Source organism: Ramlibacter sp. G4-7 (assembly GCF_057784995.1).
Genome location: NZ_JBYNTT010000014.1, coordinates 80,289 through 101,049 on the forward strand (window position 1 = coordinate 80,289; position 20,761 = coordinate 101,049).

A 20,761-nucleotide genomic window follows, 5' to 3' on the forward strand; every position below is an offset into this window, starting at 1 on the left:
GCCATGCTCGATTCCATCCACGTCGGCGTCACCGGGCTGCTGGGCCACCAGCAGGGCTTGCGCGTGATTGCGAACAACACGGCGAACATGAACACGCCTGGCTTCAAGAGCGCCACCCTCGGCTTCTCCGACCTGTTCTACGCGAACACGCCAGGTGGAGGCGGAGACGCTACGCACCTCGGACACGGCCTGGGGACCACCGGGACGCGGCTGAATTTCTCCCAGGGCGAAATGCGGCAAACCGGAGGCGACTTCGACTTCGCCCTCGAGGGGGAGGGGCTGTTCATGCTGCGCGACGCGCAGGGGCAAGTGCGCTACACCCGCGCCGGGTCCTTCCAGTTTGACGCCGATGGGGTGTTGGTGAGCCGCGCCGAGGGCAGTCGCGTGCTGGGTGTGGACGGCGCCGGCGCGACGGGGGAGATCAAGCTCGACGGACTCCGTGTCTCGGCCGGCAAGCCGACCGCCTCCTTGCACCTCGCCGGCAACGTGTCCAGCACCGCTCCCGAGTTCAGCTTGGGCGGGCTCAAGGTGTACGACGGACTGGGGCAGGAGCACATCCTGTCCCTGAAGCTGACCAGCATGGATGCGACCAAGCCCGCCAGCTGGAACGCGGAACTGCTCGAAGGAACGACGAGCTTCGGCTCGGCGGAGATCGTCTTCGCCGACGGCTATCCCGATGCCGCCAGCCGCACGCTGCATTTCAGTTATGCGCCGGCCGGCCGGCCCGCACAGGCATTGGTCGTCGAGCTGGGCAGCGACGTCACCTCGTTCGCGGCAGGCAGCCTGTCCACGCTCGCCATGAGTTCGCAGGACGGATATGCGCCGGGCAACCTGGCGAAGGTGAGCTTCGATGCGACCGGCGCGCTGGTCGCCACCTATGCGAACGGCCAGACGGCCAAAGGATCTCGCCTCGCCCTGGGTCGTTTCACGACGCTGGACGCTGTCGAAGAGATCGGAGGCAGCGAGTTCAGGGAGGCGAATGGGGTTGCCTGGCTGAAGGGGGTCGCGGGCGAAGCGGGATTCGGCTCCGTGCGCGCAGGGATGCTGGAAATGTCGAACGTGGACCTCTCGCGCGAATTCACGGAGCTCGTCGTCATGCAACGCGGCTACCAGGCCGCCTCGCAAGTGATTTCCACGGCCAACGACATGTTGCAGGAACTGTTCGGGATGAAGCACAAATGAGCGCGGTGATGCGACCCACGCCGTGGCCGTTGGCGGCTGCAGCGACTCCGTTGCGCGCTTGGCGCAACGCAGACTTCCAGCGCGTGGCCGAATTGCTGGCCACTACGGTGGCAGGGTGGGCGAGGGACTGGGATGTGCGCACGGAAGGCGTTGGCCCGGCCTGGTGCGGCCCGGCTTCGGGCCACGCGCAGCGCGATGCTGCGTGGAAGCTCTTCGCCGCGGGCGATGCGGGCGCCGCCTGGATGCTCGAGCCGGCGCACGATCGCCTCGACGCGTCGTGGACGGACGCAAGCCAGGCGATCCCGCCCGTGGTCCAGGCCCTTGCTGCGCATTGCGCTGAAGACCGGCGATCGCGCGTCGCCGACGCGCTCCGGTTGGCGCCCATTGCGCACGGCAGCGGACCTGCCGACGGCGTCTGGTTGCCCTGGGGCGGTGCGGTGATCGCGGAGCTTCCCGCAGGCTGCCTGTTCCTGCTCGAGGCTGGGGTTGTGCTCGCCTTGCGGGGCCGTCCTGCTGCGGAAACTGCGCGCCGTCCGCTGGTTGCCCTCACCGAGGCGATGTCGGCCCGCAGCCTGCGCGTACAGGTCGAGTTGGACGGCTGCGATCTTCCCCTCGGCGAGCTGGCCGGCCTCCGGCTGGGGGACGTACTCAGGCTGCGGCATCCCGTCGGCGCGCCGGCGCGCGTCTGCCATGCCGCCGCAGGCGCGCTGTTCGACGGTTGGCTCGCACGCAGCCGGGGTCGACGCGCCATCGAGCTCGCCGTGCGCGGCCAGCAAAGGCCAGTGGGGGAACAGCAATGAGCCAGATGATCGAGTCCTTCCTGCAGCAAGGCCCCACCGCGGGCTTGCGCGCCCGGCCCGTCGAATTGCAGGAGACGGCCGCAGAAGCCGAGCGCGGGTCCGTGGTGATGCGCGATCCTCATCCCTTGCACGCGGTACGCGTCACGCTGCAGGTACGTGTGGGTGCGTCCGAGATGAGCCTGGGCGAACTGCTGTCGGCGCGCGAGAACGAGGTGCTGGTGCTGGACCAGGGTGTCGAGCAGCCCGTCGACCTGCTTCTGGAAGGACGCGTCGTGGCCCGCGGCGAACTGGTCGCCGTCGACGGCAGCTTTGCGGTGCGTATCACCGAGCTTCCGGTGCCGCTGAAGCTCTGACATGAAGCGTCGCATTCATCGCGCCGTGCTCGGTGTGCTGCTTCTGGCGAGCAGTGCTGCGTCCGCATCGCAGAAGGACTTGGAGGCGGGAATCGCAAAGGCAGCGCCCTTGCCTGCCAGCCTGCCCTTGCGGCGCGACGAAGCTGCGCCCCCCTCACCCCCCGGAGGATGGCCGTCACTAGCACTTCTTACTCTGGTCGGTGCCGGCGGCGCCTGGACCTTGTGGCGCAGGAGACAGCAAGGCAAGGTTGCGCGTGCGCGCAGCGCCGAAGACCCGCATGTGGTTCGCGTGTCCAGCCAGGCGCTGACCGCGCAGGCCAGCGTTCACGTCGTGCGATGGAATGGCGAGGAACTGCTGGTGTGCTGCACCGCGCAGCAAGCGCAGTTGCTCGCGCGCCGGCCGATGCCCAATGCCTTCGAGGAGCAGCGGACATGAGGGTGCGCTGTGTGCTCCTGCTGGCGGCCGGCCTCGCGCTGTCGTGTGCGGCCGGCAGCTCCCTGGCCGCCCAGAACGTCGGTGCAAAGGCCATCGAGCTGGCGCCCAACGATACGGCGCAAGCGCTGCGCATCGTTCTCGGCCTGACGGTGCTCGCGATCCTGCCCGCGCTGCTCGTGTGCGTTACTTCCTTCCTCCGTATCGTGATTGTTTTGTCAATGCTGCGCCAGGCTATTGGCATGCCCGAAACACCGCCCAATCCGGTGTTGATCGGTCTGGCCCTGTTCTTCACCCTGTTCACGATGGCTCCGGTCCTGCAGCCCCTGAACGATCAGGCCTTCCAGCCTTTCATGAACGGCAGCATCGGCATGGAAGCGGCCTATGGCAAAGGCATGGAGCCATTGCGCTCCTTCATGGTGCGGCAAACGCGCGAACAGGACCTCGCGCTCATGATCGAGTTGTCGAAGGCGAAGGTTCCCCAGGCCATCGAGGAGGTCAGCAATGTGCAACTGATCCCCGCCTTCATGCTGTCCGAATTGCGGGCTGCGTTCCAGATCGGAATTTTGCTGTTCCTTCCCTTTTTGTTGATCGACCTTGTCGTGTCGTCCGTTCTCATGAGCCTCGGCATGATGCTGATGCCCCCGGCGACTATCGCGCTGCCGCTCAAGGTTCTCGTTTTCGTGCTGGTCGATGGCTGGGTGCTGGTATTGAAAGCGCTCGTGGGTTCCTTCCATTGACGCCATGGACCTCGCCGTCCGCGATGCCGAAACGGAGGCTGTCCTGTGGCGGCGCTTGCGGGAGCACGGGGACGAAGCGGCGCGCGCGGCTTTGCTGAGGATGCATCTCCCCTACGCCCGCGTCGTGGCAGCATATTTCTATGGCCGGCGCTTCAGCGACGACATCGAGTTCGGGGATTTCCTGCAATACGCCTCCATCGGCATGCTCGAAGCGCTCGAGCGCTTCGACCCGGCGCGGGGCGTGCAATTCCGCACCTTCGCCGCACGGCGCATGCAAGGCGCGATCCTCAACGGGCTGGAGCGCCTGACGGAGAAGCACCAGCAGATCGCCGCGCGGCAGCGCTTGCGCAATGAGCGCCTTCACGACGTCAAGTCGATGGCACGCGAAGGGGAGGGTGCCCCGGTGCGCCAGGACCCGGACCACTTGTTGAGCTTCGTGTCCGAAGTGGGGATCGGCCTGGCACTGTGCTGGATGCTCGAAGGCACCGGCATGGTGGAAACGGCGGACAGCGCGCACGAGCAGCCCTTCTACCGGAGTGTGGCTCTCACCCAACTGAGGGCTCGGCTGCTTCACGCTGTGGACGGACTGGCGCCGCAACAGAAATCGGTCATTCGCAGTCACTACCTGCAAGGCATTCCCTTCGACGAGGTGGCGCAGACGCTGGGCCTGACCAAGGGGCGCATCTCGCAGATCCATCGGCAGGCCCTGCTGCACCTGCGCGCGGCCGTGCGCGATGACGGGGACTGGGACGCGGCCTTCTGAGCCTTTTGGCGGGTTGCTTTCCCGGACCCGCTCCGTATCATGGCGAGCGCCCATAACAAGGAGGGTCTCGCCATGGATTTCAAGCAAGCGGTTCTGCGTTGCGTGCGCGACAAGTACGCCGACTTCAACGGCCGTGCCGGCCGTTCGGAGTTCTGGTGGTTCGCCCTGGCCAGCGTGCTGGTGCAGGTGGTCTTCAGCATGCTGCACCTGGACCTGATCGGCATGCTGGTCAGCCTGGCGCTGCTCATTCCGTCCCTGGCCGTCGGCACGCGCCGCCTGCACGACATCGGCAAGAGCGGCTGGTTCCAGCTGATCTGGCTGATTCCCCTGGTCGGCTGGATCTTCCTGGTCTACCTGCTGGCGCAACCCAGCGTCGGCCCCAACCAGTACGGCGAAGGCCCGGCGCTGCTCGAGGATCCGGCGGCGGTGCCGCCAGGTGCGGTCTGAGCGCGCTGTCGTTGCACAAAAGGGGCCTTGGCCCCTTTTTCACTTCCGCAGCCCCCGGCGCTGGGTTCGAAGGTGCCGCCCGCGGGCTCGCGCTGGGTGCGCGGGTGCAGGCGGCTCCGGTCGGTCGGTAGGTGACGGTCAGTAGGTGACGGTCAGCGTGTGGGTCTGCGTCTGGGTGCAGGTCGCTCCCGCGCAGGTGCCGCCCTGGGCCGCTGGCGCGGTCACGGTGATGCTGTGCGTCTGCAGCGTGCCGGTGCCCGTGGCGCTTGCCGTGCCCAGCGTCACGTTGTAGTTCACGCCCGCGAGCGTGCCCGTCGCCGGCGACACCGCCAGGCTGTAAGGCATGGGCGAGGTGCAGGTCGCGCCGAAGCTCGTGGTGCTGCTCAGGGCCACTGCGGAAAAGGCAGGGTACACGATGCTCACGTTGCCCGGTGCGGGATTGATCACGCAGTTGGCCGGCGCATAGATCGTCACCGGGATCGTGCCGCTCACCGTGGTGTTGCCGTTGCCGGGGTTGTACGTGGCCGTGATGCCGATCGAGTCCGTGTAGGTGCCTGCGGCGCTGGGGTTCTGCGGGTTGACGATGCAGCCCCAGAAGCTCTCCGTGTCCGTTTCATTGCCGGTCTGGTTGGGCGCCCAGCTCACGGTGCCCGCGATGGCAACGTTGTTCTTCCACTGCGTGGTGTTGCAGCTGGGGGTGTAGACGTCGTAGTAGATGTACGACGTGTTTCCGCCCAGCGTGATGGTGGCACGGTTGGCGTTGCCTTGCGGGGTGCGCCCGTTGTCCGCCTTCACGGCGTAGTTCACGGCGGTCGGGTCCGACGTGCTTCCGCGGTTGCAGGTGATCGTGAACTGCAGTTGCAGGCTTTGCGTCGAGTTCGCCGGGTAAGCCGTGGTGAAGCCGGCCGAGGTCAGCGAGGTGCAGGTGATCGCGGCGCGGGCACCCGTGGCGGCGAGCACCAGCGCGATCGCCATCAGCAGGCGCAGGATCGTCTTCATCGCTTCACACCTTTGCATTCCACCGCGCCCACGCGGGCGATGTCGTCCCGCTTGGCCGGTGGCAGGACGAGGGGGAACGCGCAGCGCTGGCCGTTCCATTCCAGTTCGAGGTCGCTGCGGGTCTGCAGGCCCGAGACGTACGCCTCGCCGCGGCGCGCCACCAGGAATTCCTCCGCCTGGCCGTTGACGCGGATGGTGGCGCCGGGGGGCGCAGGCTCGCCGTCGTCGAACACCACGCGCACCAGGGCGGCGCGGCCGGAGCGGATCGGAAAGCCGATCTTCACGGCGCTGCGCAGCCGTGGGACCACGATCTGCTCGATGGTGTCGATGTCCGTGCTGATCGGCAGGTCCTGCGGATTCAGGCGGATCTGGTTGGGGGTGTAGGCGCCGAGGTTCGGCACCAGCGCCAGCCCGTCGTCGTCGGTCTTGGTCAGCATCGTGCTGCCCAGGCCGACGCCGACGCCGTCGATGTCCTTGAGCTCCACGACGGCGAAGCTTTGCTCCACCCGGCGCGTCGCGAACAGGTGGCCGTCGGCAAGCACCAGGCCGCCGGTGGCACCCGTGCGCAGGGCAGACTGCCCTGGAGACCCGCTCACTTCACCATACACGTTGCCGTAGCGGCCGCGGTAGGACACGCCAGCCTCGCCGTGGGGCGTGTCGGACAGCCAGCCTCCGAGCACGCGCCAGCCGAAATCCGAGTCGAGGCCGGCCGTCTGCGAGGCCGTGGCATAGGCGTCCCATTTGCCGCCATGGTGCTGCGCAGTCGCCGTGACCTGCCGGCTGCGCTCGAGGGGAATCTGCAGCATGACGCCCGCCGTGGTGCCCGCGCCGGCGCCGAAGACGCGGCCGACGTTGACGCTCACCGTGCTGTTGCTGGCGACGCGCACCGAGTAGCTCATCGAAGCCGTCGTCGACGACTGCGTGTTCCACGGTTGCAGGCCGGCGACCGCGACGCCGAAATTGCCCCAGTCGGGCGTGGTGTGCGTGAGGTTCACGACCCATTGCCGGCGGGTGGCGAGCAGGCCGTCGTCCAGCCCGAGCGAGCGGAACGAAGACGTGGCGCCCTGCGCCTGCATGAATACCGAGGTGTTGAGCCAGTGCCGCTCGAGGCCCGCCGTCCACTGGTGGCCTGTGCCGACCCGGTCCTGGTTGCTCACGGCCAGCGCGGCCCGACCCAGGACGGTTCCAGGCAGCACGGCGACCAGGCCCAGGCCCGCTGCGTGCATGCGGGTCGTGGCTTCGGCGCGCGCCTCGGTCGTGAGCGTGTCGCTCACGCCGTAGCGCCAGGTTCCCGCGGCGAAACCCGTGCCGTAGTGCGAGCTTTCCGTTCCCAGCCCGTGGCGCAGCGTGCCGGTGTCGACGCCCCAGTCCGTGAGCCCCTTGGCCAGTAAGCTGGTGCTGGTGAAGAAGGGCTGCGTCACCACCACCTCCCGGCCAAGGATGTCCCGCACCACCACGCGCGCTTCGCCACCGCCCGTGAGGATGGCGGGGTTGTCGATGGCGAACGGGCCGGCGGGGACTTCGGACACCTGGCGCAGCGCGCCGTTCACGTACAACTCCACGGTCGAGGGCGCGCTCGACACGCCACGCACCACGGGCACGGGGTTGGTGAGGTAGCCGGGGGTGAGCGAGTAGTTGGTGCCGTACTGGACGCCCGCGTAATACACGTTGCGGCCCCAGAGGCCCACGCGCGTGCTCGTGTCGCCGATGCGCAGCGTGCGGTTGTCCTCGGCGAAGTCGTGGGTGAAGGTGGTCTCCAGGCGTGTCCACTTCGCCCGCTCGGTCTCGGTCGTGCCGTTCACCAGGTTGCGGCCCACGCCGCTGGTGGTCAGCACGCCCCAGTTGTTGGAGGCGCCCGCTTCCGCGAGCACTCCCAGGTCGCGGCTGTGGAAGCCCGAGGACCGGGTCACCGCGTAGTTCACCTCGTAATTGAAGAAGGCGCTGGGCAGGACGGGGCTGAGCTTCGGCCGGTCGGCCTGTTGCTGCGTGATGCGCGTGTCGGTGAAGGCGTCCGGCGAGAAATTCAGCTCGATCGACTGGTTGGGGTAGTTCGGCTTCGCGGCGTAGCCGGCTACTGCCGTGAGCGGCCAGTACTTCATGCCGCGCACGGTGATCCAGGGGGCGCCGGGCTGAACGCGCACGCGCCACTCCTCCAGCGCCTCGGAGGAGGCATACAGCACTCCGCCCCGCTCGATGAAAGGCCACGTGCCCACGCTCTGGCCGTTGACCGTGGCATCGAGCGGGAACAGCCGGTCGGCGCTGCCGGGCGCAGCGGGGACGTCGGGGCGCGTCTGCCCCCAGGTAGTGATGCTGAGCGACAGGAGGACGGCCATCGTGACTCGTCTGGCCATCCGCGCTCTACTCGGCTAGGGTGCCGTCGAAGGACTGCGTCGACGCGTCGTCGTAGCCGACCTGGACCTTCACGCGTCCGGCAGGGATCGCGCTGCTCGACTGCAGGTCGATCGTGCGCTGCACGTCCGGCAGCAGGTAGCCCACGAAGTCGCGCGTGGCCAGCGTGGCGCCACTTGCCGACAGCAGGGTGACGCCGCGGATCTGGGCGTAGGACCTGCCCTTGTTGGCGCAGTTGACCTTCACGGCCTGCGGCGAGGTGCGCTGCACGTCGCACTGCATGTCGCGCTTGGCGCCTGGGGGCGTGATGAAGATCGGCAGCGAGAACGCCAGGGCCATCTGCACCTTGGCTTCGCGGCCGCTCTGGCGCGCTTCGGGCACTTCCCGAACGATCATGCGATAGCTCTTTTCCTGGCCGGCCGGGGGTGCGCCGACGCGCGCGAGGCGCAGCACCTGGCGGGCTTTGGGGGCGAGCTTCACGATCGGCGGCGACAGCACGAGGTCCTCGGTCGGCGTCAGCGCGTCTTCGCCGCCTGGCTTCTGCTGCCAGGAGAAGATCTCCGACTGCATGACCAGCTCCTCCGTCCCCTCGTTCACGACGGTGACGGCGATGGCCCGCTCGTTGGCTTGCATGAAAATGCGCACGGGCGAGACGGAAAACTCCCCTGCGGAAGCCCCCATCGCCAGCGACACGAGGGCGGCGGCAGCGAGACGTTTCATCGGTGTACGGCTGAGTTGGTCGATCGAGCTTAACTTACCAACTCACCATCGTCTCGATGTATTCCCACTGCTCGTAGCGAATCACACGGGAGGTGAGGCTTGCGGCATACACACTGTCGTAGGCCTCGGCCCGTTCGCCGTAGGTGATCCAGCCGTCGAGGAGCGTCGTACCGCGCAGGTCGGGGCGGGGCTGCAGGACAGAGGGAGCGACAGGAGATCCACACGTAAGCGCTACGGGATCGCCCGCGCCGCGGCAGCCGCTGCTTCCATTCACGAGTTGGGCGGTCACCTGGAACGTGGCGAAGGCAGTGCCCGCCGCTGCGTCCTTCACCTCGGGGCCCAGGGCCAGGAGGATCAGGGCCGCAGCGGTTGCATGCCGAGCCAGAGTAACAAGGGACATGCCGAAGCCGTGGATCAGAAGGAGATGGTCAGGGTGTGGGTCTTCGTTGCGGGGTCGCTCAAGTCACCCGCCTCGTTGCCCGGCATGCTGCCCGTCACGGTGAAGGTGTAGACCTCGCCCGTGGCAGCCGTGCCGCCAGCCGCCGCCGTGGTATTGGTCGGGACCGTCAGGTTGTAGGTGAGGCCGCGGACGGTGCCCGTTCCGGAATCGAGGCTGGCCGAGGGGGTCAGCCCCAGGGTGCACTTGAAGGTGATATTCGCCGTCTTGTTGGCCGGCGCGGCACCGAAGGCCGACACGGCCCCGAAGTTGATCGTCTGCGTGGCTGAATTCGTGGCTTGACAGGTCGCCGCCAGAGTCGCCGTAACGTCGAACTGCGAGGTCGCGCTGCCGGCGGCTTGAGCCGCTGTCATCCCGAACGCAGCGGCGATCACGCCGCAAATCATCAGAACTTTCTTCATGGTCCCCATCCTTCCGAAGTAATCAGTGAAAGTAACAACGTGAAACAACTGTAGACGGATCGTTTATTGTTTACAACGTAGACAGCGTTAGGTAGATCACACTAATACCGACCCCTGCGATCAACGGAGCTCGTACTCCGCTGTCTGGTCGTCATCGAACACCACAGTCAACTTGCCCGGCAGGCTGCCGCGGGGTAGCGCCGGCTCGAAAGCGATCGGACGCGAGGCGCCGGGCAGCAGGTAGGCGCCTCCGGCGAACTTCGCGACCACCTTTCCTCCCGCTTCGACGACGGCGCTGCGCACCAAGGCGGTCGCCGTGCCGCCGTTGGCGCAGCGAACTTCCGTCGCATCCGCCTGCGGCAACGCCTTGCATTCCACGTCCCAGCGTGCAGCCGGCGGCGTGATGAAAACGGGCAGGCTCATGGCGACGGACACCGGGATCGTCACGCCGACAGCGGCCGGCGTTGCGCCGGGCTGTTCGCGGACGAACATCCGGTAGGTCAGCTGGGCCTGCGGGTCCGCCGGGCGCAGCAGCGCGAGGCGCACCACCTGCTGTCCCTTCGGCGGCAGCCGCACCAGCCCCGGGGCCAGCACCAGGTCGTCGGTGGGCGTGAGGTGGTCGGAGCCGTCCGGCTTCTGCTCCCACTTGTAGAGCTCCGCCGTGATCGCGATGGGTGTGTCGCCGAGATTGGTCAGGGTGACCGCTACGGCGCGGTCCCTGGGGCCGAACTGCACGCGCACGGGCACGACCGAATAGGAGCCGGCCGCCGCGGCCAGCGGCAGCAGCACGCAGGCTGCCAGCCCGAGGCGGCGGAGCCAGTTGCGCGATGCTGTCCGTGCCTTCACGTGCGCCTCAGTACGTGATGGTGATGGTGCGCGTCGCGTTGGTCGACGCCGCGTTCGTGCAGCTCGCCGCGCTGCACTGGCCCGACTGGCCGGCGGCCATGGAGCCGGAGATGTTGACGGTCTGGGCGGCGCCCGAACCCGTGTTGGGGACGCCGGCGAGCGTGAGGTTGTAGGTCAGCCCCGTCGCGCTGTCGGTGTACGATTGGGTCAGGCCCGCGGCCAGGCCGCCGGCGCCGTTGTCCAGCAGGATCGACGTGATCGACTTCGTGTTCGTGCACTGCACGTTGAAGCTGCTGCTGCTCGTCGCCGCCGCTGCCTGGAACGACGTATAGGTGAACGCGATCGTGGGGACGGTGACGACCTGGCACGCGGAATTGAGCGTGATCGACACGTTGAAGTTGTTGGTGGCCGTGACGGCCCCCGCGGAGCCGACCAGGCCCAGCAGGCCGGCCAGGACCAGCAGCAGGTTGCGTTTCATTTCGTCCCCCATCGCGGTTGTCGGGTTAGGCAATTCCCCCAAGGGGGATAAGTGCTTGCCCTGATGTGCTGGACCGGAAGATAACAACGGGAAACGCCCCGCGGTTGCACTTTGTTGCTTTCCGGCGTCCCTCCAGGGATGAACGGGGGGCGTCCGTCAGCTTGGCTGAAAGGCCGTGTCAGGCCGGCCCAAGAAAGCCCCCCGACCTGTCTCATGCACGCCTAAGAGTCGCTGTGTACGCTTGCGCATCCCCCCAACCGAGGAGCCCGTGCCGTGAGAGTCCTGCTGGTCGAAGACGACGAGATGATCGGCCACAGCCTGCGCGAAGCGCTGCAAGGCCAGGGCTGGTCGGTGGACTGGGTCAAGGACGGCCTGCTCGCCCAGAGTGCCTGGAATGACGGTGACTACGCCTGCGTGCTGCTGGACCTGGGCCTGCCCAAGCGCGACGGCGTCGAGGTGCTGCGCCACGCGCGCAGCCGCGGCAACACGACGCCGGTGCTCGTGCTCACCGCGCGCGACGGGGTCGACGACCGCGTGAGCGGCCTCGATCTCGGCGCCGACGATTACCTGCTCAAACCCTATGAAATGCGCGAGCTGCTCGCGCGCATGCGCGCCGTCATCCGTCGCCGCGACGGCAGCGCGCACTCGGTCATCGGCACGCCCGCCGTGCAGCTGGACATCACCACGCGCGAGGTCCTGGTGCAAGGCGGCGAGCGTTCGCAGCTGTCCGCGCGCGAGTTCGCGCTGCTCCATGCGCTGCTCGAGCGCCCCGGCGCCATCCTCTCGCGCGAACAGCTGGAGAACCGCATCTACGGCTGGGGCGAGGAGGTGACCAGCAACGCCGTGGACGTCCTGATCCACGGCATGCGCCGCAAGCTCGGTCCCGACACCATCCGCAACGTGCGCGGCCTGGGCTGGCGGGTGGCCGGCGGCGGCACGGGAGCAGCGGCATGAAGTGGCACGTCTTCCCCACCGGCCCGATGTGTTCGCTGCGCCGGGCCTTGATGTTGTGGCTGCTGCCCCTGTTCCTGGTGGTGGGCGCCGGGTCGGCGGCCGTGTCGTACTGGTCGTACTGCAAGATGGTCGACATGTTCCTCGACGACCAGATGCAGCAGCTGGCCGAGGCCCTGACCACCAACGAGATGCCGCAGCCCGCCCGCATGACGGGCGAGCGCGTGCACAAGTGGGGTGCTTACGTCGTGCAGACCTGGGCGCCGGATGGCGCGCTGCAGGTGACGTCCTATCCCGAGCTGCACGTGCCCCTGCTGGAAGGCAAGGGCTTCCACGACGTGTCCAGCGACGAGCGCAGCTGGCGCGTGTACACGCTGCCGCCCGTGAAGGCCGGCGGCCACAGCGTGCAGGTGCTGCAGAGCGTGAACTTCCGCGGCAAGCTCGCGGCCGAACGCGCCGGCGCGGCGATCGCGCCTTTTCTGCTGATGTTGCCGCTGGCGATGCTGGTGCTGTGGGGTGTGGCGCGCGCCATGTCGCGGGCCCTGCAGGACATCGGCCGGCAGGCGGCGCAGCAGGACGAGCACAACATCGCGGAGCTGTCGGTGGCCAACGTGCCGCAGGAGATCGCACCGCTGGTGTCCTCCTTCAACAGCCTGCTGCGGCGGCTGCGCGATGCCTTCGCCACGCAGCGGCGCTTCGTGCAGGACGCGGCGCACGAACTGCGCACGCCCATCGCGGCCATCGGCCTGCAGGTGGAGAACATGCGCAACGACATGAACTGCCCGGCGGCCGAAGCGCGCTTCGCCCACCTGGAAGCGGGCGTGCGGCGAGCGCAGCGCCTGGTGGACCAGCTCCTGCGCCTGTCGAAACAGGAAAGCGCCGGCGCCGACGGTCCCGCCATCGTCGACCTGCGCGCGCAACTGCGCGAAAGCATGAACACGCTGATCGGCCTGGCGGACCAGCGCAGGATCGACCTGGGGCTGGCCGGCCCCGAGCAGAGCAACACGCCGATCCCGCTCACCTGCACGGCGGGCGACATCCGCAGCCTGCTGGACAACCTGATCGAGAACGCGCTGCGCTACACGCCCGAAGGCGGCGTCGTGGACGTGCGCGTGGAGCAGCAGCAGGGCCGCGTCTGCGTGGAAGTGGTGGACACGGGTCCGGGCATTCCGCAGGACATGCTGCCGCGCGTGTTCGACCGGTTCTTCCGCGTGCCGGGCAATGGCACCAATGGCAGCGGCCTGGGCCTGGCGATCGCGCAGGCCGCCGCCCAGCGCGCCGGCCTCCTGCTCACGCTGCGCAACCGCGAGGACCGCAGCGGCTTGATCGCGCGCGTGGAGACGCTCACCGTCACCTAAGAAAGGGCTAAGGCTCGCCTAAAGGCAGGCACCTACAGTGAGATCACGGTTGCAGCGGGGGAAACAAGGAGAGCCGCAGCAGCCGATGAACACCAGTCTCCGAACCACTGAAAGGTCACTGCCATGAATGCCAAGTTCCGTTTCTTCGCCACCCTCGCCGTCGCCATCGCTGCCGCCGCTTCCGGCGTCGCCCGCGCCGACGAAGCCGATGCGTCTCAGTTCGCGATCAAGTTCGAGGGCAACCGCACCCGCGCCGAAGTGATGGCCGAAGCGCAGCGCGTGCCCGCCGCCCGCAGCCAGGAGCCGGCCGGTTCGCGCGTGCTGGTCGCTCCGGCGTCGCAAGTGAAGGCGCAGGATGTCCGCGCCGACGCGGTGCAGGCCCTGCGCCTGGGCAAGATTCCGTCCGGCGAAGCGAGCTTCTGAGGCCGCGTCCGCCTTCCGCGCGGAAAACGAAAAGGGCTGCATCCGCAGCCCTTTTTCCTTTGCCGAGTGCGCGCGCTCAGAGGGTGAGCGTGAGGACCACCGGCTCGGGCGTGGCGACCTGGGTGCGCACGGCCTGCGCATCGTCGGCTTCCGGCAGCAGCTGCAACGGCGCCCAGTCGCTGGCCGAGTGGCCAGCGATGGTCATCGTGTGGGCGTCGTCCTCGGCGCGTGGCGCCGTGTCGGCCCAGGAAGAAGAAGGCAGCTCGATCCTCATACCCATGCACTGTAACCACGTGTTGCACGTCTTCACGCACGCCTTTCCCTGCGAGCCGGCACGAAACGTCGAATACTTCACGGGGAGGGTGCAGTAGCATCAGCCGCCTTGAATTCTTCACGGGTTGCCCCCAGCTCGTGCGCGGCATCCGCACAACACCATGACCCAGAAACAGACCCTCTCCTTCCAGGCCGAGGTCGCGCAGCTGCTGCACCTCGTCACGCACTCGCTCTATTCGAACAAGGAGATCTTCCTGCGGGAACTGATCTCCAACGCCTCCGACGCGTGCGACAAGCTGCGCTTCGAGGCGCTGCACCATCCCGAGCTGTACGAGGACGCGCCCACCCTCGAGGTGCGCGTGAGCTTCGACAAGGACGCGCGCACGCTGACCATCGCGGACAACGGCATCGGCCTGTCGCAGCAGGAAGCCATCGACAACCTGGGCACCATCGCCAAGAGCGGCACGCGCGAGTTCATGTCGCGGCTGTCGGGCGACCAGAAGTCGGATGCGCAGCTCATCGGCCAGTTCGGCGTGGGCTTCTATTCGGGGTTCATCGTCGCGGACAAGATCACCGTGGAGTCGCGCCGCGCCGGTGCCAGGCCCGAGGAGGGCGTGCGCTGGGTGAGCGCCGGCGCCGGTGACTTCGAAGTCGAGACGATCACCAAGGAGCAGCGCGGCACCAGCGTCACCCTGCACCTGCGCGAGGACGCGTTGGACTACCTCTCCACCTGGAAACTCAAGTCCATCATCGGCAAGTACTCCGACCACATCCAGCTGCCCATCCTCATGCGCAAGGAGGAATGGAAGGAAGGCGAGGACGGCAAGCCGGGCGAGCACGTGCTCACCCAGGAGTGGGAGACCGTCAACCAGGCGACCGCGCTGTGGAGCCGGGCCAGGAAGGACATCACGCCGGAGCAGTACAAGGAGTTCTACAAGAGCACCAGCCACGACTACGAGGACCCCCTCGCCTGGACGCACAACCGCGTGGAAGGCAGCACCGAGTACACGCAGCTGCTGTACATCCCCGCCCACGCCCCGTTCGACCTGTGGAACCGCGACAAGGCCGCGGGCGTGAAGCTGTACGTCAAGCGCGTCTTCATCATGGACGAGGCCGAGGCGCTGCTGCCGGCCTACCTGCGCTTCGTCAAAGGCGTGATCGACTCGGCCGACCTGCCGCTGAACGTCAGCCGCGAGCTGCTGCAGGAAAGCCGCGACGTGAAGGCGATCCGCGAGGGCAACACGCGCCGCGTGCTGTCCATGATCGAGGACCTCGCCAAGGCCGAGAAGGACGAGGCCGCCGCCGAGGAGGACAAGGGCAAGTTCGCCACCTTCTATGGCGAGTTTGGCGCACTGCTCAAGGAGGGCCTGGGCGAGGACGCGGGCAACCGGGAGCGCATCGCCAAGCTGCTGCGCTTCGCCTCGACGCAGAGCGACACCGCGAGCGTGTCCCTGGCCGACTACAAGGCACGCATGAAGGAAGGCCAGGACGCCATCTACTACGTGACCGCCGACACGCAGGCGGCCGCGGCGCACAGCCCGCAGCTGGAGATCTTCCGCAAGAAGGGCATCGAGGTGCTCTACATGACGGACCGCGTGGACGAGTGGGCGCTGTCCTTCCTCACCGAGTTCGAGGGCACGCCGCTGCAGTCCGTCGCCAAGGGCCAGGTGGACCTGGGCAAGCTGCAGGACGAGGGCGAGAAGAAGGCCGCCGAGGAGGCCGCCGAATCCTTCAAGCCCGTGCTGGCGCAGCTGAAGGAGGCGCTCAAGGACAAGGCGCAGGACGTGCGCGTCACCACGCGCCTGGTGGATTCACCGGCCTGCCTGGTGGTCACCGAGGGCGGCATGAGCCTGCAACTGGCGCGCCTGCTCAAGCAGGCGGGGCAGAAGGCACCGGACGTGAAGCCGGTGCTGGAAGTGAATGCCTCGCACCCGCTGGTGAAGAAGCTGGAGGGCTCGCCGAACTTCCACGACCTGGCCCACATCCTGTTCGACCAGGCGCTGCTGGCCGAAGGCGGCATGCCGGAGGATCCGGCGGCGTATGTGAAGAGGGTGAACGCGCTGTTGGTGTGAGGGGTGGGGGTTCCTGGGTGAGATTCGCGGGCGCTCACCCCTTCACTCGAACCCACACCTCTTGCGCGTCTCCGCCGCTTCCGCCGCCGTCAGCGCCGCGATCAGCGCCTTGGCCAGCTCCGGCTCCTGGGCGCCCGCGGCGACGGCGGCCGTGTACGTCGTGGTCAGCTCGTAGGGCTCGGGCAGCAAGCCATTCAGCCGCACCCCCGGCGTGATGAGAATCTCGGTCACCTGCGTGCATCCCACCGCCTCGGCTTCCGTCGACTGCGCCAGGGCTGCCATGGCGGTGGCACCGTTCGGATAGGTCTTCAGTTTCGCCGGATCCTTGTCCAGCCCCATGGCCTGCAGCACCTTCAGGAAGTGGATGCCCGCGGTGGCCTTGGCCGGGTCGGGGAAGTAGATCACCGGCGCGGCCTGCAGCAGCGCCTGCAGCTTTTCGGGGCTGTTCACCGCCACCGGCGCGTGCTTCTCCTTCAGCGCCACGCCGGTCTTCACCTCGCCGACGGCCCGCACCGTCGCCGCGTCGGCGCGCGACTGGGCGACGAGGTCCTCGATCAGCGCCAGCGACAGGATCAGCAGGTCGCAAGGCGTGCCGGCCAGCAGCTTGTCCTTCATCGCCCCGACGGCGCCGAAGCTGCCTTCGATCTTGCAGTCGTGCGCCTTCTCGAACGCGGGTTGCAGCCGGCTGACCAGCCCGTTGGCGGCGCCGCCGCTCAGGATGCGGAGGGTGCGTGGCATTTCAATCGGCCTTGATGTTGGCGGACTTGATCACCTTGTTCCACTTGGCGATGTCCTCGTGCAGGTACTTGTCGAAGTCCTGCGGGTTCATGACCAGGGCCGTCGCGCCCTGGGTCGCCCAGTTCTTCTGCACTTCCGGCGTCGCGACGATCTTGCTGATCGCCTCGTTCAGCCGGTTCACCACCGGTTGCGGCGTGCCCTTGGGCGCGAGCACGCCCAGCCAGATGGTCGCCTCGTAGTTCGGCACGCCGGACTCGTTGACCGTCGGCACGTCCGGCAGCACCGCGGAACGCTGCTTGCCGGTGGTGGCGATCGCCTTGACCTTGCCCGCCTTCACCTGTTCGACCATGGTCGTGACCGCGTCGAACATCAGGTCCACCTGGCCGCCGATGAGGTCCGTGCGGGCGCCCGAACTGCCCTTGTACGGGATGTGGACGAGGTAGGTGCCCGACATCGCCTTGAACAGTTCGCCGGCCATGTGGTACGGCGTGCCGGTGCCGGACGAGGCGTAGTTGAGCTTGCCCGGCCGCTCCTTCGCCAGCTTCATCAGCTCGCGCACGTTGTTCGCGGCCACGTGGGGATGCGCGACCAGCAGCAGGTCCGAGGAGTTGATCGGCGCGACGGCGACGAAGTCGCGCGTGAGGTTGTACGGCTTGTTGGCCACCAGCGTCTCGTTCACCGTGTGGGTGTTGGACATCAGCAGCAGGGTGTAGCCGTCGGCGGGCGCCTTGGCGACCAGGTCGGTGCCGATCACCGCGCCGGCGCCCGGGCGGTTCTCGACGACGACGGGCTGGCCCAGCAGGTCGGGCAAGCGCTGCGCCAGGAAGCGCGCGTACACGTCGGCGGAGCCGCCCGTGGCGAAGGGCACCACGATGCGGATCGGCCGGGTGGGCCAGTTCTGGGCGGCGGACGTCAATGGCTGCAGCAGGCCCGCGGCACAGGCGCCGGCGGCAAGCCAGCGCAGGAACTGGTGGCGCTTCATGGCGAGCTCCTTGCTTATTCGACCTTGCCGATTTTCTTGACCACGTCGGCCATGCGCCGAACGTCGTTGTGCACGTACTTCTCGAAGTCCGGCGTGTCCTGGTACATCACGGGGCTGCCGGCGTTGAGGATGATTTCCTTGACCTTCGGGTCGTTGGCCGCGGCGCGCGCGGCGGCGCGCAGGCGCTGCACCACGGGCTCTGGCGTGCCGGCCGGCACGAACAGGCCGGACCATTGCGCGTACTCGGCGTCGTAGCCCGACTGCTTGAGCGAAGGCACGTCCGGCATGGTTTCCAGCTTTGCAGTGCCCCAGTGGCCGAGCACGCGGATCTTGCCGGCCTTCACGTGCTGCAGCACGGTGGCGGGGCCGGTGGAGATTGCATCCACCTGGCCGCCGAGCAGCGCCACGACGGCCGGCGCGGCGCCGGTGTAAGGGATGTGGGTCATGCGAACGTTGGCGACCTGCTTGAGGATCTCCATCGGCACGTGCATGGTCCCGTAGTTGCCGGAGGAGCCGAAGTTGATCGCGCCGGGGCGCTTGCGCGCGTCCTCGACGAAGTCCTTGACGGTCTTCCAGGGGGCGTCGGCACGCACGGCCAGGACGGTCGGGTCAGCCGTGATGCGCGCGATGGGGCGCAGCGAGGCATAGGAATACATCTGCTGGCGGCCGAGCACGGTGTCGGCCTCGGGCAGCACGCTGTACGAGGACAGCGCCATCAGGATGGTGTAGCCGTCGGGAGCGGCCTTGGCTGCCTGAGCCATGCCGATGCCGCCGCCCGCGCCGCCCTTGTTCTCGATGACCACCGGCTGGCCCAGGTCGCGGGCCATCGCTTCGGCCACGGGACGGCCCACCACGTCGGCCAGGCCGCCCGGGGGGAAGGGAACGATCATGGTGATCGGCTTGGTCGGAAAAGCCTGCGCCCCAGCGAGGCCGGCCGCGGCTGCGAGGCCCGCGGCGATCAAAATTCGGCGCAACATACGCGTAACTCCAGAGGGTTGTTTTGTTAGCATGCTAAGAGCGGCATAACGGCCGCGCAAGAGAGTTTCCACCATGAGAATTGCAGCTTACGTTTTTCAGGGCCAACCCGGGGTCGGCCGTGTCTCCGCGAACGGCCAGCAGATCGAGCCGTTCCAGCTGAGCGCCCAGGAAGCAGCGCTGGGTGCCCTGCCGCTGATCGAGGCGCAGGTCGCGGGCCGCGCGCTGCCGGCCACGGGCCAGCCGATCGCGTTGCAGCAGGTGCAGCTCACGGCGCCGGTGCCGCGTCCGCGCCGCAACATCTTCTGCGTCGGCAAGAACTACCACGCACACGCGAAGGAGTTCGCCGGCAGCGGCTTCGACTCCAGCGCCAAGTCGGGTGGCGACATCCCCTCGGCGCCGATCATCTTTTCCAAGGTGCCGGAGTCGGTCGTCGGGCCCACCGACAACATCCTGTTCCCCGGCGAAGTCTCGACCGCGATCGACTACGAAGCGGAACTCACGGTCGTGATCGGGCAAGGCGGCAAGGGCATCAAGAAAGCCGATGCCATGAAGCACGTCTGGGGCTACACGATCGTCAACGACGTGACCGCGCGCGACTGGCAGGGCCGCCACTCGCAGTGGCTGCTGGGCAAGTCCTTCGACACCTTCTGCCCCATGGGCCCGTGGCTCGTGTCCGCGGACGAAATGGACGGCCAGAACACGGACGTGAAGTGCTGGGTCAACGGCGAACTGCGGCAGAACGCCAACACGAAGGACTTCATCTTCGACATCCCGACGCTGATCGAGTGCATCTCGGCGGGCATCACCCTGTTCCCCGGCGACCTGATCGCCACCGGCACGCCGGCCGGCGTGGGCATCGGCTTCAAGCCGCCGAAGTACCTGGTGCGCGGCGACGTGGTGAAGATCGAGATCGGCGGGATCGGGGTGATCCAGAACACGTTGCGGTGATGCCGGGGGAGCGGCGAATGGCGGAGCCGGTCGCCACCGCTCGCCCTCACGCCACCAGCGCCGGCTCCTCCATCGCCTCCATCTGCTCTTCCAGCATCTGCACCTGCCCGCGCCAGTAATCGCTGGTGCCGAACCAGGGGAAGGCGCGCGGGAAGGCCGGGTCGTCCCAGCGGCGGGCCAGCCAGGCGCTGTAGTGGATCAGGCGCAAGGTGCGCAGCGGCTCGATGAGGGCCAGCTCGTTGCGGTCGAAGTCGCGCATCTGCTCGTAGCCATCGAGCAGCGCGCCCAGTTGCCGCTGCCGCTGCACGCGCTCTCCCGACAGCAGCATCCACAGGTCCTGCACCGCGGGGCCGGTGCGCGCATCGTCCAGGTCGACGAAGTGCGGGCCCGCGTCGGGCGTCCAGAGGATGTTGCCGGGATGGCAGTCGCCGTGCAGGCGCAAGGTGCGCACCCCGTCCGCCTGGGCCGCGGCGAAGGCGGTGCGAATCTGCGCCAGCGCCAGTTCGCAGGCGCGCTGCCAGTCGCCCTGCACGTCCAGCGGGATGCCATCGTGCGCGAGCAGCCAGTCGCGCGGCTCCTCGCCGAAGCTCGCCACGTCGATCGCCGGCCGCACGGAGAACGGTGACTTCGCGCCGACCGTGTGCAGCCGGGCGAGGTAGCGGCCGATCCACTCCAGCACTTCGCCGTCATCGAGCTCGGGCGCGCGGCCGCCGCGGCGCGGCGAGACGCTGAAGGCGAACCCGGCGTGCTGGTGCAGGGTGCTGCCCGCAGGGGCGAGCGGCGCGACGGCAGGCACTTCGGCGGCCTGCAGCTCCTGCGCGAAGGCGTGCTCCTCCAGGATGTGCGCCTCGCTCCAGCGGCCCGGCCGATAGAACTTGGCCACCACGATGGCGTTGCCCTCGAACGCGTCCTCCAGGTGGATCTGGTAGACGCGGTTCTCGTAGGAGCTCAGGGCTAGCAGGCGCCCGTCACCGTAGAGGCCCACGGACGCCAGCGCGTCCAGCGCCACGTCGGGTGTGAGGGTCTCGTACGGGTGACGGGAATCCAGAGCCATGCGGCATTGTCGCCGC

At 67.9% G+C, this 20,761-nt stretch carries 24 protein-coding genes; 12 read left to right on the top strand and 12 right to left on the bottom strand.

The features are described from left to right. The first annotated feature begins 3 nt into the window (after window positions 1-3). The 7 genes from AC3EGR_RS19045 to AC3EGR_RS19075 all read left to right on the top strand — a co-directional run bounded on the left by AC3EGR_RS19045 (window position 4) and on the right by AC3EGR_RS19075 (window position 4,718). On the top strand, window positions 4-1,182 hold the full coding sequence (locus AC3EGR_RS19045) for a flagellar hook protein FlgE (protein ID WP_488548086.1): 1,179 nt from the start codon (window positions 4-6) through the stop codon (window positions 1,180-1,182). After that, a complete protein-coding gene (locus AC3EGR_RS19050; protein ID WP_488548087.1) occupies window positions 1,179-1,982 on the top strand; it encodes a FliM/FliN family flagellar motor C-terminal domain-containing protein in 804 nt (267 codons plus the stop codon). The genes AC3EGR_RS19045 and AC3EGR_RS19050 overlap by 4 nt, the downstream gene beginning before the upstream one ends. Then, window positions 1,979-2,335 carry a FliM/FliN family flagellar motor switch protein gene (locus AC3EGR_RS19055; RefSeq protein ID WP_488548088.1) on the top strand — a complete coding sequence of 119 codons (357 nt, stop codon included), beginning with the start codon at window positions 1,979-1,981 and terminating at the stop codon, window positions 2,333-2,335. The genes AC3EGR_RS19050 and AC3EGR_RS19055 overlap by 4 nt, the downstream gene beginning before the upstream one ends. A 1-nt stretch (window position 2,336) precedes the next feature. Then, a complete protein-coding gene (locus AC3EGR_RS19060) occupies window positions 2,337-2,771 on the top strand; it encodes a flagellar biosynthetic protein FliO (RefSeq protein ID WP_488548089.1) in 435 nt (144 codons plus the stop codon). Beyond that, window positions 2,768-3,508, top strand: a complete 741-nt coding sequence (fliP, locus tag AC3EGR_RS19065) for a flagellar type III secretion system pore protein FliP (RefSeq protein ID WP_488548090.1) — start codon at window positions 2,768-2,770, stop codon at window positions 3,506-3,508. Before AC3EGR_RS19060 ends, fliP begins: the two co-directional genes overlap by 4 nt. Before the next feature lie 4 nt (window positions 3,509-3,512). Then, the gene (locus tag AC3EGR_RS19070; protein ID WP_488548091.1) at window positions 3,513-4,271 is read left to right on the top strand and encodes a sigma-70 family RNA polymerase sigma factor; all 759 of its coding nucleotides are present in this window, start codon (window positions 3,513-3,515) and stop codon (window positions 4,269-4,271) included. A gap of 72 nt (window positions 4,272-4,343) precedes the next feature. Next, window positions 4,344-4,718: a DUF805 domain-containing protein gene (locus AC3EGR_RS19075; protein ID WP_488548092.1), complete on the top strand. Its 375-nt coding sequence runs from the start codon at window positions 4,344-4,346 to the stop codon at window positions 4,716-4,718. 138 nt (window positions 4,719-4,856) lie between these two features. Here the strand turns inward: AC3EGR_RS19075 and AC3EGR_RS19080 are convergent, their stop codons facing one another. The 7 genes from AC3EGR_RS19080 to AC3EGR_RS19110 all read right to left on the bottom strand — a co-directional run bounded on the left by AC3EGR_RS19080 (window position 4,857) and on the right by AC3EGR_RS19110 (window position 10,968). Further along, complete coding sequence (locus AC3EGR_RS19080; protein ID WP_488548093.1) at window positions 4,857-5,717, bottom strand: spore coat protein U domain-containing protein; 861 nt, start codon at window positions 5,715-5,717, stop codon at window positions 4,857-4,859. Then, window positions 5,714-8,068 carry a fimbria/pilus outer membrane usher protein gene (locus AC3EGR_RS19085; protein ID WP_488548094.1) on the bottom strand — a complete coding sequence of 785 codons (2,355 nt, stop codon included), beginning with the start codon at window positions 8,066-8,068 and terminating at the stop codon, window positions 5,714-5,716. Before AC3EGR_RS19085 ends, AC3EGR_RS19080 begins: the two co-directional genes overlap by 4 nt. A 7-nt stretch (window positions 8,069-8,075) precedes the next feature. After that, window positions 8,076-8,786, bottom strand: coding sequence for a fimbrial biogenesis chaperone (locus AC3EGR_RS19090; protein ID WP_488548095.1), 711 nt, complete (start codon window positions 8,784-8,786; stop codon window positions 8,076-8,078). A gap of 34 nt (window positions 8,787-8,820) precedes the next feature. Beyond that, the gene (locus AC3EGR_RS19095; protein ID WP_488548096.1) at window positions 8,821-9,186 is read right to left on the bottom strand and encodes a hypothetical protein; all 366 of its coding nucleotides are present in this window, start codon (window positions 9,184-9,186) and stop codon (window positions 8,821-8,823) included. Window positions 9,187-9,200: 14 nt separating this feature from the next. Next, entirely contained in the window at window positions 9,201-9,644 is a 444-nt protein-coding gene (locus tag AC3EGR_RS19100) for a spore coat protein U domain-containing protein (RefSeq protein ID WP_488548097.1), read from the bottom strand. Between the two features lie 120 nt (window positions 9,645-9,764). Beyond that, window positions 9,765-10,490, bottom strand: coding sequence for a fimbrial biogenesis chaperone (locus AC3EGR_RS19105; RefSeq protein WP_488548098.1), 726 nt, complete (start codon window positions 10,488-10,490; stop codon window positions 9,765-9,767). Between the two features lie 7 nt (window positions 10,491-10,497). Further along, window positions 10,498-10,968: a spore coat protein U domain-containing protein gene (locus tag AC3EGR_RS19110; protein ID WP_488548099.1), complete on the bottom strand. Its 471-nt coding sequence runs from the start codon at window positions 10,966-10,968 to the stop codon at window positions 10,498-10,500. Between the two features lie 273 nt (window positions 10,969-11,241). Here AC3EGR_RS19110 and AC3EGR_RS19115 point away from each other — a divergent pair, with 273 nt between their 5' ends. The 3 genes from AC3EGR_RS19115 (at window position 11,242) to AC3EGR_RS19125 (ending at window position 13,700) form a co-directional block, all read left to right on the top strand. Then, window positions 11,242-11,922: a response regulator gene (locus AC3EGR_RS19115; RefSeq protein WP_488548100.1), complete on the top strand. Its 681-nt coding sequence runs from the start codon at window positions 11,242-11,244 to the stop codon at window positions 11,920-11,922. After that, window positions 11,919-13,277, top strand: a complete 1,359-nt coding sequence (locus tag AC3EGR_RS19120) for a sensor histidine kinase (protein ID WP_488548101.1) — start codon at window positions 11,919-11,921, stop codon at window positions 13,275-13,277. The genes AC3EGR_RS19115 and AC3EGR_RS19120 overlap by 4 nt, the downstream gene beginning before the upstream one ends. A gap of 123 nt (window positions 13,278-13,400) precedes the next feature. Then, on the top strand, window positions 13,401-13,700 hold the full coding sequence (locus AC3EGR_RS19125; RefSeq protein ID WP_488548102.1) for a DUF4148 domain-containing protein: 300 nt from the start codon (window positions 13,401-13,403) through the stop codon (window positions 13,698-13,700). 76 nt (window positions 13,701-13,776) lie between these two features. Here AC3EGR_RS19125 and AC3EGR_RS19130 read toward each other — a convergent pair whose 3' ends face one another. Next, window positions 13,777-13,980: a hypothetical protein gene (locus AC3EGR_RS19130; RefSeq protein WP_488548103.1), complete on the bottom strand. Its 204-nt coding sequence runs from the start codon at window positions 13,978-13,980 to the stop codon at window positions 13,777-13,779. 154 nt (window positions 13,981-14,134) lie between these two features. Between AC3EGR_RS19130 and htpG the strand changes: the two genes are divergently transcribed. Then, window positions 14,135-16,045, top strand: a complete 1,911-nt coding sequence (gene htpG, locus AC3EGR_RS19135; protein ID WP_488548104.1) for a molecular chaperone HtpG — start codon at window positions 14,135-14,137, stop codon at window positions 16,043-16,045. Window positions 16,046-16,087: 42 nt separating this feature from the next. Here the strand turns inward: htpG and AC3EGR_RS19140 are convergent, their stop codons facing one another. The 3 genes from AC3EGR_RS19140 to AC3EGR_RS19150 are packed head-to-tail and all read right to left on the bottom strand — an operon-like array spanning window position 16,088 to window position 18,742. Continuing rightward, window positions 16,088-16,783 (bottom strand): molybdate ABC transporter substrate-binding protein, encoded by a 696-nt coding sequence (locus tag AC3EGR_RS19140; protein ID WP_488548105.1) that lies wholly within the window; start codon window positions 16,781-16,783, stop codon window positions 16,088-16,090. A 1-nt stretch (window position 16,784) separates the two neighbouring features. After that, a complete protein-coding gene (locus AC3EGR_RS19145; protein WP_488548106.1) occupies window positions 16,785-17,765 on the bottom strand; it encodes a tripartite tricarboxylate transporter substrate binding protein in 981 nt (326 codons plus the stop codon). A gap of 14 nt (window positions 17,766-17,779) precedes the next feature. Then, window positions 17,780-18,742 (bottom strand): tripartite tricarboxylate transporter substrate binding protein, encoded by a 963-nt coding sequence (locus AC3EGR_RS19150; protein WP_488548107.1) that lies wholly within the window; start codon window positions 18,740-18,742, stop codon window positions 17,780-17,782. A 73-nt stretch (window positions 18,743-18,815) separates the two neighbouring features. On the opposite strand from AC3EGR_RS19150, the gene AC3EGR_RS19155 reads away from it, so the two are divergent. Then, on the top strand, window positions 18,816-19,691 hold the full coding sequence (locus tag AC3EGR_RS19155; protein ID WP_488548108.1) for a fumarylacetoacetate hydrolase family protein: 876 nt from the start codon (window positions 18,816-18,818) through the stop codon (window positions 19,689-19,691). A 46-nt stretch (window positions 19,692-19,737) separates the two neighbouring features. Here the strand turns inward: AC3EGR_RS19155 and AC3EGR_RS19160 are convergent, their stop codons facing one another. After that, complete coding sequence (locus AC3EGR_RS19160; RefSeq protein WP_488548109.1) at window positions 19,738-20,745, bottom strand: serine/threonine protein kinase; 1,008 nt, start codon at window positions 20,743-20,745, stop codon at window positions 19,738-19,740. Window positions 20,746-20,761 lie beyond the last annotated feature (16 nt).